Origin of the sequence: Sulfitobacter sp. (assembly GCF_036960155.1) — a bacterium.
Lineage (GTDB): Bacteria > Pseudomonadota > Alphaproteobacteria > Rhodobacterales > Rhodobacteraceae > Sulfitobacter.
Map to the genome: position 1 here is coordinate 1,032,118 of NZ_JBALWB010000001.1, position 12,005 is coordinate 1,044,122.

Genomic DNA, 12,005 nt, shown 5'->3' on the forward strand with positions numbered 1-12,005 from the left:
GATACTTTCGGCCGCGTAGATCGCCGATCCGTCCTAAGCTTCTTTCAAGTACGCAGATAACACCGAAAATAGGACGAACTGCAATCGCAGTGATGTGAGTGCTGCGCAGATTGCGATGGAGGGCGCGCAATGGTATGCGCGCTGTCAAAGAGATATGAAGGAGCGCCCCCGATGGCCAATGACTATATCGTAAAAGACATCGCCCTTGCTGACTTTGGTCGCAAAGAGCTGGATATTGCTGAAACTGAAATGCCGGGCCTGATGGCGCTGCGTTCAGAATTTGGTGAAGCAAAACCGTTGACGGGTTCGCGCATTGTGGGATCCCTGCACATGACGATCCAGACAGCTGTCTTGATTGAAACGCTGGTAGCGCTGGGCGCTGATGTGCGTTGGGCGTCTTGCAACATCTTCTCTACCCAAGATCACGCAGCTGCTGCGATTGCTGCTGGTGGTACGCCAGTGTTCGCGATTAAGGGCCAGTCTCTCGAAGAGCATTGGGACTACTTGGATAAGTCGTTCATGTTCGAAGATGGTCCAAACCTGATCTTGGATGATGGCGGGGATGCGACCCTTTACATCCTGCTTGGTGCGCGTGTTGAGAATGGCGAGACGGACCTGATCGAGGTTCCAACTTCGGAAGAAGAAGTTGCGGTTTTTGCGCAAATCAAAAAACGTATGGCCGCGACTCCCGGTTGGTTCACCAAAATGCGCGACCAGATTGTTGGCGTCTCTGAGGAGACAACAACAGGTGTTCACCGCCTGTATGATCTGTTCAAGAACGGCCAGCTTCCGTTCCCTGCGATCAACGTCAACGACTCTGTGACTAAGTCGAAGTTCGACAATAAATACGGCTGTAAAGAATCTCTTGTGGATGGCATTCGCCGTGCAACTGATACGATGATGGCTGGCAAAGTTGCTGTTGTCCTGGGCTACGGTGACGTAGGCAAAGGCTCTGCTGCGTCCCTTAGCGGTGCAGGTGCGCGTGTGAAAGTAACCGAAGTTGACCCGATCTGTGCATTGCAAGCTGCGATGGACGGCTTTGAAGTTGTATTGATCGAAGATGTGGTCGACTCTGCAGATATCTTCATCACGACCACAGGCAACAAAGACGTGATCCGCATCGAGCACATGCGCGAGATGAAAGACATGGCGATTGTTGGTAACATCGGCCACTTCGACAACGAAATCCAAGTTGCTGCCTTGAAAAACCACAAGTGGACAAACATCAAAGAACAGGTCGACATGATCGAGATGCCATCTGGTAGCCGCTTGATCCTGCTCTCGGAGGGTCGCCTGCTGAACCTTGGCAACGCGACAGGCCACCCGTCATTTGTGATGTCCGCATCGTTTACCAATCAGGTATTGGCGCAGATAGAACTGTGGACCCGTGGTGAGCACTACGACAACGAAGTGTACATCCTGCCCAAACATCTGGATGAAAAGGTGGCACGTCTGCACCTAGACCGGATCGGCGTAAAACTATCCAAACTAGCCCCAGAGCAAGCGGCCTACATTGGCGTCTCGCCTGATGGTCCGTTCAAGCCAGAGCACTACCGCTACTAATCGCGGGCTCAAACCTTGAGCGATCCATACCCCTACAAGCGCCGCCCAGTTTTCCACTGGGCGGCGCTTTTGTGTTTTATCGTTGGCGCGATTGCATTGGGTGCATGGCAATTGATGTTGCACCCCAACACGCCTCTCTCAAATGCTTGGAACCCGTTGAAGCCATTGGTGGTCACTGATCAGATAACCTCGCTTACGGGTTGGAAATTGCGGCGCAGTTTGGCTGATGATGCCCTATGCCTTACCGCCCTCGAAACTGGCGCGCAGGTACAAAGGAAGCCCGGCTTTGTCGAAAACGCGCAATGTGGTATCGTCCCACAAGTAGGGCTTAGCAGTGTCGCGGGGGCCAGTTTGAAACCTGTAAACACCCGTTGCCAGACCGCCTTGCGATTGGCGATGTGGGCACGGCATGGGTTACAACCTGCTGCGCAGGAGTTGTTTGGTCAAAATCTTGCGCAGATCACACATTTCTCCAGCTATTCATGTCGCGCAATGCGGACCAGTTCGGGTGGAACCAACAGGATGAGCACGCACGCCACAGCGGATTCAATTGATATCAGCGGTTTTGTGCTGGCGGACGGATCAAGTATAAGCTTGCTGAAAGATTGGAACGGTTCCGTGAAAAACGCGATGTTCTTGTGACGCGCGAATGCGTCTGCCTGTACGTGGTTTCGCGTCACTTTGGGCCCTACCTATAATAGCTTGCACGCTGACCATTTTCACCTGCAAAACACGGGCTTTGGCTTGTGCCGCTAGGCATGGGGAAAAGCCCGGGCAAAAATTCCTTTCAGGGTGGGACATTTTCGGACTAGGGTTCGGGTGAAGTTTGGCACAATAGTCAAACCGTTCAACTAAGGAGACTATCAAATGGGTAAGCGGGACGAGTGGATCGCGAAATACGCGGACGACCTGAAGAATAAATGCGGCATGGAAGCAGACATGGATTTGTTGACCAAAGTAACCATCGGCTGTGGTCCGGCGATTTATAACGCTGATGCATCCACAGTTGCGGGCACCCAGCCTTCTGAGTTGGAAACAGTCAAAAACAACTTCTTGATGAAGAAATTGGGCTTGCCAGATGGTCCAAACCTGATGGAAGCTATTAACTCGGTTATTGAAGTTTACGGTAAATCCGAGCGCAACAAATACCGCGCAGTGATCTACTACATGCTGACAAAGCACTTCGGCAAAGAAGCCGTGTACAAGTAAGGCTGAATTAAGGGCTGAACGATCAAACGCCCGCTTGGTTAAGCGGGCGTTTCTTTTATGGGACCATTTGATCCTATTGATTTCTTGAGAAAATATGTGAGCTGGTCTAGAACTAACTCATCGGCCAGTACGGCCAGAACATATTTCGAATACGTGTGTGGGTTCTTAGGGAGCACGCGGGGTGAGAAGGGGTTCTGGCGGGGTGCCGGAACCCTTTTTTCGTGGATAAACGCCACACTGATTAGAATAGTGTTAGCACTAGACCAATCACAGTACAGCCAATCGTCGCGTACCCGCCATCAATTAGTGTGAGGCGGAATGGTCGATTTCCATACGCGTTGTTGATCATGATCCATGGGCTGATAAAAAACAGGCCGATCCCAAGACCGGAGGTCAAACCTTCGCCTACTGTGTCGATCCCTGACAACGCAAACATGTGCCGCATCATGCCCGATACCAACAACATTGCTACAGCGGCCATGATATAAGGAAGTGGTGAGTCACCTTCGGGTCTGCCATCTGGCCCTTGCTTGATACCAGCTGCCGCCATCCAAGGGTTTGCAAGCGCCATGTACCATCCGGCACCAATGGCAAAACCGGCTGCCGCGGCTAAAATCACTGCTAAAAAGCCCATCAATCCGCCCCCTATGTTTCATTCATGGGAGATACTGCCGCGAAAAAGGGTAAAAATCTATGGTTGGGTTTTGCCCATACCGCAAACCAACTGCCATTCAGCCTCCGTTACGGGCTGCACCGATAACCGGGAACTGCGGACCAGTGCCATCTCGGCCAGTTCTGGGGTTTCTTTTATCTCACCAAGTGTCACAGGCTGGGTGAATGGGCGGAGCGCGCGGATATCCACACATTCCCAACGCGGATCATCCGTGCTGCTGTCAGGATGGGCGGCAGTGCAAACCTCCACGATCCCGACAACAGCTTTTTCTTTTTGGGAATGATAGAAAAAGCCCAGATCGCCCACTGTCATCTCACGCATGAAATTGCGCGCTTGATAGTTTCGCACGCCATCCCATTCTTCGCCAACGTCACCTTTGGTCACTTGATCGTTCCAGCCCCAGACCGATGGCTCGGATTTGAACAACCAGTAGGTCATCAGCCAATCACCTTTTTCCATTCGGTCAATGTGACGCTCTCGAATAATCCTGCTTTGCCGTAGGGGTCATTTGCGACCCAGTTTTCTGCTGCGGCTATGTCGGGCACATCCAGAACAATCATAGATCCGCACATGTCACCATTTGCATCAATCAGCGGACCAGCAAGGTGCACGTGATCGGTGCTTTTGAGGTAATCCACGTGGGCAGACCGGTTTTCCATCCGCACATTCAGCGCGCCAGCTTTGTCACGGGCCATCAAACAAACAAGCATTTCATTCTTCCTTTAAGGGTCGGTTGAGCAGGCTATTTACAGCCGCGTTTACATCTAACGATTTATCCAGCAGGCCAGCAACGGCCATTGTGATCGGCATTTCCAATCCTGCAGTTTTTGCCACCTTCGCAACGGCGCGTGCAGTTGCAGCGCCTTCAACAGTGGTGTTTGCATCAAAGGTTTCACCGCGCCCAAGGCTAAGCCCAAGGCGATAGTTGCGCGACCCCTCAGAAGTACAAGTTAATGTGAGGTCTCCAAAACCGGACAAGCCCGCGAGCGTATCGGCATCTGCTCCACGGTACGCTGCCATCCGTTGCATTTCGGCATAACCGCGCGTCATCAGGGCGGCGCGCGCGCTTTCGCCCATACCTGCACCCATCGCTGTCCCGCAGGCGATCGCCACGATATTCTTTAACGCGCCACCCAGTTCTGCACCAACTGTGTCAGTGGTTCGGTACAGTCGAAGTGTTGGTGTCGTAAGTTGTTTTTGCAGACGGCGGGCTATGTCCTCGTCTTGCGAGGCCAAAGTCAGTGCCGTTGGCAATCCGCGCGCAATGTCAGCAGCAAAGCTGGGGCCTGTTAGGATCGCTGCATGTGCGCTTGGAACTTCTTCGGTGATGATTTGAACTGGACCAGCCCCCGTCGCCAGCTCAACACCTTTGCAACAGGCAACCAGTGTTTTGCTATTCAAGTCCAACGCGTGATCACGCAGAAAGCTGCGTAATTTTTGCATCGGTAATGCGAGGAGTATCGTTTGTGCAGAAAGGGCCTGCGCAAGGTTTCCTGTAACTGCCATCTGATCTGGAAAGGGGCAATTGGGGAGGCGTTTGGTGTTTTCGCGTTTTGTTTCCATATCACTTGGGTCTCGTGCCCAAAGCGTGATGGGACCCTGACCCGCCAAAGCAATCGCCAATGCAGTGCCAAAAGCGCCCCCGCCCAAAACAGAAATACTCATGCTTTGGCTCCCTTTTTGCCGCTGCCTAACATCGCAGGGGCTGTCTGATCCAATGGCCAACGAGGGCGTGCGGATAATCCCATGCCATCTGGCTCCCGCGTCCCCATCTGCTCTAATGCGGCGTAGGCAATCATGGCTGCGTTATCTGTACATAGGGCAAGTGGTGGCGCGATAAAGGCAGCGTCAAATTCTTGCGCAACATGTTTCAATGCGTCCCGAATGGCCATGTTGGCTGCGACACCTCCCGCAACACAGATGCTGCGCACGTTGGTTAGAGGTGCATATTCAGTCAATGCGCGGCGGGTTTTTTCAGCAAGGACATCAACAACTGCCGCTTGAAACCCTGCTGCAAGATCGGCTTGATCTTGGGATGCCATCGCGGCGTCAGTCAAAAGTTTGTCGCGTTGTCGCAGTACGGCCGTTTTTAATCCGGAAAAAGACATATCGCATCCCGCACGGTCCAGCATCGGCCGAGGCAGTTTGAAACGTTTGGCATCTCCCGCTTTTGCCCGCATTTCAATAGATGGACCGCCCGGTTGGGGCAGGGCGATCAGCCGGGCCACTTTGTCAAAGGCTTCTCCGGGGGCGTCATCAATTGTACCACCAAGGCGTTTGAACTTGTCTGGTCCCGACACAATTAAGAATTGGCAGTGGCCACCTGAAACCAGCAGCATCAGATATGGAAATGTCACGCCATCTGTCAGGCGGGGCGTAAGGGCGTGGCCAGCCAAATGGTTTATGCCATACAGCGGCAGGCCCCTCGCTAACGCAATGCCTTTGGCGCACATTACGCCGGACACAACGCCGCCGATCAAACCTGGACCTGCAGTTACGGCCACAGCATCTATAGCATCCAACCCAATACCCGCATCTTTCAAGGCCTGATTGACGCACAAATCCAGCTTTTCAGCATGTGCACGCGCGGCGATTTCTGGCACAACCCCACCAAAATCTGCGTGAAGGGCCGTTTGCCCCATCACAACAGATGATAACACGTCAGCAGCGCCAGCCCATCCATGCAACACGGCTGCAGCGGTATCATCGCAGCTGCTCTCAATACCAAGGATCGTCATCGAGGTCATAAATGGGTTGTTTCCGTTGCGAAGAGGACACTGCGCAGGTAACACTCTAGCGTCCGGCAAACAATCCTGAGAGCACCATCACCCTTGGCTCCGCCTGTCCTTCTTTTGACCCGTCCACGCGAAAGTGCGGAAGAATTTGCAACTTCGCTGGATTCCGGTGCGTTGGCTGGAGTCAATGTTGTGATCTCGCCCTTGTTGGAAATTGTTAGCACGGGAAGCAAGGTTTCCCTCAGCGCTGAACAGGCAGTGATCTTCTCCTCGTCAAATGGCGTCTTATATTCTCCTGACGGGATGGGGCGCACTGCGTATTGCGTAGGTGCCAAGACAACTCAGCGGGCGAATGCACGAGGTTGGAGCGCCTTTCAGGCGGGGGATACAGCACAAGAACTGCTGGTAACATTACGCGCGTTAGATTCAAAGCGTGAGTTGATCCACCTCGCGGGTGTACATACCCGTGGAAACATTGCGCAAACGTTGAACCAAGGCGGTATTCGCACACGACATATTGCCCTGTATAATCAGCGGTTGTTACCATTGGAACATGATGCGGTTCTTGCTTTGTCAGGACCCTGCATTGTGCCAGTTTTTTCGCCCCGAACAGGCGAACAGTTGATTCAAGAAGCGAACGGGGGCCTGAAAGATGCGCATATTGTCGCGCTGAGTGAGGCCGTCGCAGAGCCATTTCGCGGGGAAAAGACTGCAGGGTTGCTCATATTGGGCACCCCACGGGCAGTATATATGGGTAAAGCGGTTGAAAAGCTGTGTCGGGCGCTCAGCCTGCCTTGAGGGGCGTGAGGTTGCCGGATAAGGTTGCAATGCTGGCTCCGTGCTGAGGGCAAGAATCGAAAAGGTAAATGTTGTGGCGTCATCGAAAAAGACCAGTCCTTCAAAGATTAAATCTCCGAAGAGCAAGGCAGCAGAATCCATAGTTGAAAACGCCGCGATTGTTGAGGATGAGACGTCCTCCGATGTGGTTAGTGAAGACGGTGTTAAAGGTACTGACGAGAGCGTGGAAGATGTCAGCTCGGATATTGATCAGCCTGTAGAGGATACACTGGCTGAGTTAGACGACGAGATTCTAGATGATCGGCAGGATGTTGTAACAGACGAAGTAGACGTCGTCCCAGAAAGAGTCGAACCTGCACCAGTTGTCGCCGCTCCAGAGCAGGAAAACCGATTTTTCCCGCTGGTACTGGGGGGGATTATCGCAGGTGGTCTGGGTTTCTTGGCTGGCGAGATGGACTTTTTTGGTAATAGCGATGCCGACATTACCAACAGACTGCGCAACGACTTGAACACACAACAAGAACGCCTTGCAAAACTAGAAACAACCAAGGCGCCCGCAATTGACTTGACGCCACTTGAGACACAACTTGCTGATATTGAAATTCGGATTTCCCAACTTGAAGAGGGCCCCGTAGGTGTTGGATCAGGAGGCAGCGATGCGTCAGCTGCTGAACTTGAAGCACTAAGATCATCCGTTGAAGCGCTGTTAAGCAATGCCAAAACTGTTGAGCAGGCCACCGCAGAAGCTGCCAAAGCTGCTGCTGCACAGGCTGCGATCACCACGATCGTGTCAGCGATGGATGCAGGCCAACCATTCCTGGATGCTGTTGCCACGCTTGAGGGACTTGATCTGGGTGAGATTGATCCAGCGCTGCGTGACGCAGCTGCGGACGGGGTTGCTGCGCTTAACACATTACAAAATGAATACCCTGATCAGGCGCGCGCGGCACTTGCTGCGGCACGTGCCAGTGGCGTTGACGATGGCCAGCAAGGTTTGGGCAGTTTCCTAAAACGGTCCCTTGGTGCGCGATCCGTTGCGCCGCGCGAAGGGGATGATCCGGACGCCGTTCTATCGCGTGCCGAGGCTGCACTTAAGTCGGGTGATTTAACCACTGCTTTGACTGAACTTGATACCCTGCCCGAAGAAGCGCAGGCCGCAATTGCAGATTGGCGTGCGGCGGCTAACGCCCGCGTTGCTGCGCGCGCGGCAATTGATGCTTTGGCAAAACGCCTGACGGCAGACTAAGGAAAACAATATGCTCTGGTCCCTGATCAAAATTATCTTCTTTGTTGGCGTTGTGGGCGCTTTGGCGTGGGGAGCAGGATTTCTGCTCGAAGCTGACGGCGGCACTCAAATCCGCGCGTTTGGCTACGAACTGAGCCCTGGTCCATTGGAATCTGTCTTGTTGCTGGTTCTGCTGGTGTTTGTTGTCTGGCTGTTCCTCAAAGTGCTGGGCCTTTTGTTTGCTGGTTGGAAGTTCCTAAACGGTGATGAAACTGCACTGTCGCGTTATTTCGATCGCAATCGTGAACGCAAAGGTTTTGATGCGCTGTCCGAAGGTTTGATGGCACTCGCTAGCGGTGACGGTCAACAAGCGATGGCGAAAGCTGCGAAAGCAGACAAATACTTGAAAAAGCCCGAACTAACGAACTTATTGACGGCTCAAGCAGCAGAGATGGCGGGCGACACCAAAAAAGCGGAAGAGACATATCGCAAGCTGGTCGAAAATGAGCAGACGCGGTTTGTGGGTGTCCGCGGCATTATGAAACAAAAGCTGGCAGCGGGCGACAATGAAACTGCTCTGCATCTTGCAGAAAAGGCGTTCGCCCTTAAGCCCAAGCATGAAGAGACGGGCGACGTGTTGCTCCGCCTTCAAGCTGAAAAAGAAGACTGGACGGGAGCGCGTAAGACACTGAGTGCGAAGCTGCGTAATGGTCAGCTACCGCGTGACGTTCACAAACGCCGCGATGCTGTTCTGGCGCTGTCCGCTGCTAAAGATCTTCTTGATGAAGGCAGTACAATCGAAAAACGTGAGACTGCTATCGAAGCAAACCGCTTGTCTCCTGATTTGATCCCTGCAGCAGTTATGGCGGCGCACAGCTATATTGATCAGAACAAACCTCGCTATGCGACACGTGTACTGAAAAAAGCATGGGAAGTATGCCCGCATCCGGACTTGGCAGCTGCATTTGCTGCGATAGCACCTGATGAGACGCCAGCAGCCCGCCTCAAGCGGTTTGGTGTGTTGACGAAATCTAAGGCATCTCATCCCGAAACCAAGATGCTGCTTGCTGAGCTAAACATCGCAAATGAGGATTTCCCTGCTGCCCGCCGTGCGCTGGGCGATTTGGTTGAAACCGATCCTGATGCGCGCTCGGTGACGTTGATGGCAGTGATTGAACGGGGTGAGGGCGCAACTGATACGGTTGTCAAAGGCTGGTTGGCACGTGCGATTGCAGTTCCTCGTGGTCCGCAGTGGATTTGTAACAGTTGTCAGCACATCCATAACGAGTGGAAACCGATTTGCGAAAACTGCTCTAGCTTTGACACGCTAGAGTGGAAGCGGCCTCCTTTGTCTGAAGTTGCAATGCCAGCTGGTGTGCAAATGTTGCCGCTGATCGTTGGTGCGCTGGAAGATAACACTATTGCCGATAGTGTCGCACCTGACGAAGAGACCGTGACGATTGTAGAAGCTGAGATTATAGATGCGGAAGTGAAGCCTGACGATGAAGGCAAAAAAGGCGCAATGTAACCGACATTCCTCGGTTGTCGCATCCTGCATAGGGGCGTTCAATGTCTGATAGTTTTCAAATTCGTATAGAAAATATGTCGTGCGGCGCGTGTGCTGCACGCGCCCAAAAAGCTCTAGAAGAGGTTGATGGCATCGCTGATGCCGCAGTGAACTTTGCTGACGAAAGCGCATATTTCACAGCAAATTCAGCTAAGGCCCTAAAGGATGCTTTTGCAGCACTCGAGCGGGCTGGTTATCCGGGTTCATTAAAAGCCGACGAGGATGTCGCCGCGCGCCGTGAAGCTAAAGAAAATGACGTTGTTGTTTTGCGGCGTTCAACTCTTTTTGCGGCTGCATTGGCACTGCCCGTTTTCATCCTTGAGATGGGAAGCCATCTGTTTCCGGCGATACACCATGCGATTCATAATAGCATTGGCACCGAGACTTCATGGCAACTTCAATCTGTATTGACCACATTGTTACTCATCGGGCCCGGTGCGCGTTTCTTTAAGCGTGGGATACCCGCACTGTTTCGTGGTGCGCCGGATATGAACAGTCTTGTCGCCTTAGGGACTGGCGCCGCATTTGCCTATTCTGCTTTTGTATTAGCAGCGCCTGAATTGCTGCCAAAACAATCCAGAGCAGTTTATTTTGAATCCGCTTGTGTCATCATCGTTTTGATCCTGCTGGGCCGCTGGCTCGAGGCGCGTGCGAAGACGCGTACAGGTGCCGCAATCGAGCGATTGATCGGTCTGCGCCCTGATTTAGTGCGCGTAGATATTGACGGGAAATGGGAGGAACGTCCCGTAGGTGCGTTGATCACTGGACAGCAATTTATGGTGCGTGCGGGAGAGCGGATCGCATCAGATGGTGAAGTAGTCGATGGCGTTAGCGATGTAGATCAAAGCATGCTGACCGGAGAACCAATGCCAGTAAGCAAGGGCGCGGGTGATCTGGTTACTGGTGGAACGATCAACACTGAGGGCACGTTGATCTGCCGTGCCACAGCGACAGGCAAAGACAGCAAGCTTGCTCAGATCATCCGGCTGGTCGAAACGGCACAAGGCGCGCGCCTACCCATTCAGGCGCTAGTCGATCAGGTCACATTGCGGTTTGTTCCTGCGGTGTTGATTGCTGCTGTGGTGACAATGATAGTGTGGGGCCTTGTTGGACCTGAACCTCAACTTCCCTTTATGTTGGTCGTTGGAGTGTCGGTTTTGATTATTGCGTGCCCTTGTGCGATGGGGCTGGCAACACCAACATCAATTATGATTGGTACGGGCCGTGCTGCTGAACTTGGTGTGTTGTTTCGAACGGGAAATGCGCTTCAACATCTGCAGAGCGCGACGCTGGTTGCTTTTGACAAGACAGGAACTCTCACTGAAGGACGGCCAACATTGGTTGGTATCATGCCAGCGGAGGGGATAGATCGAGATTCCGCACTGGCGGCCATTGCTTCTGTCGAAGCATCCTCTCAGCATCCGGCTGCTCGGGCCATTGTGGATGCTGCGGCGGGGATGACCTTCCCTGAGGCAACAGGCGCGACTGCTCTGCTGGGGCGCGGCGTGATGGGTTACGTTGATGGAATACAAATACATGTCGGAAAACATGGCTGGCTCACCGAGCTTGGCGTTGATTTGACCTCTTTTGACGTAGAGCGTGACGCTGCGCAGGCAAAAGGGCAAACCGTCTTCTTTGCTGCGCGTAGCGGTCAACCGCTTGCCATGCTCGCGATCTCTGACAAAACTAAATCAAGCGCAAAGGAAGCTATCAGACTCCTTAAATTGCGTGGTTTGCGTGTAGCGCTGATTAGTGGGGATGGCGCTGCGGCGGTTGATCATCTCGCGGATGAGCTTGGTATTGAGACGACAATTTCTGAGGTGTTGCCAGAAGGTAAGATTGAAGCGTTGGATAGTTTGCGCCGCGACGGTGATGTTGTTGCCTTTGTTGGTGACGGTATCAACGATGCGCCTGCGCTGGCCCATGCTGATATCGGGATCGCAGTGGGCACAGGTACGGATGTCGCGATGGACGCCGCTGATGTTGTGTTGATGGGCGGAGACCCTGCATCGGTTGCCGTCGCGGTAGCGGCGTCACGGAAAACGATGCGAAATATCCGTCAAAACCTGATCTGGGCTTTTGGGTATAACGTGGCGCTTATTCCGGTTGCGGCGGGCGTGTTGTACCCGTTCTTTGGCATTCTTTTATCACCGGGGCTGGCTGCAGGTGCGATGGGGATGTCTTCGTTGTTTGTACTCAGCAATGCGTTACGTTTACGCAAGATGACTGTTTGAA

11 protein-coding genes and 1 pseudogene are annotated in these 12,005 nt (G+C 53.1%); 7 read left to right on the forward strand and 5 right to left on the reverse strand.

What is annotated here, in order from left to right:
- Nucleotides 1–171 precede the first annotated feature (171 nt).
- From ahcY to V7775_RS05195, 3 genes and pseudogenes are all read left to right on the forward strand, one after another.
- Nucleotides 172–1,563, forward strand: coding sequence for an adenosylhomocysteinase (gene ahcY, locus V7775_RS05185; RefSeq protein ID WP_335750786.1), 1,392 nt, complete (start codon nucleotides 172–174; stop codon nucleotides 1,561–1,563).
- Between the two features lie 114 nt (nucleotides 1,564–1,677).
- Nucleotides 1,678–2,319: pseudogene (locus tag V7775_RS05190) on the forward strand (extensin-like domain-containing protein).
- Nucleotides 2,320–2,430: 111 nt separating this feature from the next.
- Entirely contained in the window at nucleotides 2,431–2,772 is a 342-nt protein-coding gene (locus V7775_RS05195) for a DUF2853 family protein (protein WP_335750787.1), read from the forward strand.
- A 241-nt stretch (nucleotides 2,773–3,013) separates the two neighbouring features.
- On the opposite strand, the gene V7775_RS05200 is transcribed toward V7775_RS05195, so the two are convergent.
- Genes V7775_RS05200 through tsaD form a run of 5 tightly spaced genes read right to left on the reverse strand, consistent with a single transcriptional unit; the run spans nucleotide 3,014 to nucleotide 6,192 of the window.
- Nucleotides 3,014–3,406: a DUF1761 domain-containing protein gene (locus tag V7775_RS05200; RefSeq protein WP_335750788.1), complete on the reverse strand. Its 393-nt coding sequence runs from the start codon at nucleotides 3,404–3,406 to the stop codon at nucleotides 3,014–3,016.
- A gap of 57 nt (nucleotides 3,407–3,463) precedes the next feature.
- Nucleotides 3,464–3,883, reverse strand: a complete 420-nt coding sequence (locus tag V7775_RS05205; protein WP_335750789.1) for an EVE domain-containing protein — start codon at nucleotides 3,881–3,883, stop codon at nucleotides 3,464–3,466.
- Nucleotides 3,883–4,155: a YciI family protein gene (locus V7775_RS05210; protein WP_335750790.1), complete on the reverse strand. Its 273-nt coding sequence runs from the start codon at nucleotides 4,153–4,155 to the stop codon at nucleotides 3,883–3,885. The genes V7775_RS05205 and V7775_RS05210 overlap by 1 nt, the downstream gene beginning before the upstream one ends.
- A gap of 1 nt (nucleotide 4,156) precedes the next feature.
- Entirely contained in the window at nucleotides 4,157–5,110 is a 954-nt protein-coding gene (locus V7775_RS05215) for an NAD(P)H-dependent glycerol-3-phosphate dehydrogenase (RefSeq protein ID WP_335750791.1), read from the reverse strand.
- A complete protein-coding gene (gene tsaD / locus V7775_RS05220; protein ID WP_335750792.1) occupies nucleotides 5,107–6,192 on the reverse strand; it encodes a tRNA (adenosine(37)-N6)-threonylcarbamoyltransferase complex transferase subunit TsaD in 1,086 nt (361 codons plus the stop codon). The genes V7775_RS05215 and tsaD overlap by 4 nt, the downstream gene beginning before the upstream one ends.
- Nucleotides 6,193–6,276: 84 nt before the next feature.
- Here tsaD and V7775_RS05225 point away from each other — a divergent pair, with 84 nt between their 5' ends.
- From V7775_RS05225 to V7775_RS05240, 4 genes are all read left to right on the forward strand, one after another.
- Entirely contained in the window at nucleotides 6,277–6,978 is a 702-nt protein-coding gene (locus V7775_RS05225) for a uroporphyrinogen-III synthase (RefSeq protein ID WP_335750793.1), read from the forward strand.
- Nucleotides 6,979–7,051: 73 nt separating this feature from the next.
- Entirely contained in the window at nucleotides 7,052–8,224 is a 1,173-nt protein-coding gene (locus V7775_RS05230; RefSeq protein ID WP_335750794.1) for a COG4223 family protein, read from the forward strand.
- Between the two features lie 10 nt (nucleotides 8,225–8,234).
- A complete protein-coding gene (locus V7775_RS05235; protein WP_335750795.1) occupies nucleotides 8,235–9,731 on the forward strand; it encodes a heme biosynthesis protein HemY in 1,497 nt (498 codons plus the stop codon).
- A gap of 41 nt (nucleotides 9,732–9,772) precedes the next feature.
- Nucleotides 9,773–12,004, forward strand: a complete 2,232-nt coding sequence (locus V7775_RS05240) for a heavy metal translocating P-type ATPase (protein ID WP_335750796.1) — start codon at nucleotides 9,773–9,775, stop codon at nucleotides 12,002–12,004.
- The last annotated feature ends 1 nt before the right edge of the window (nucleotide 12,005 follow it).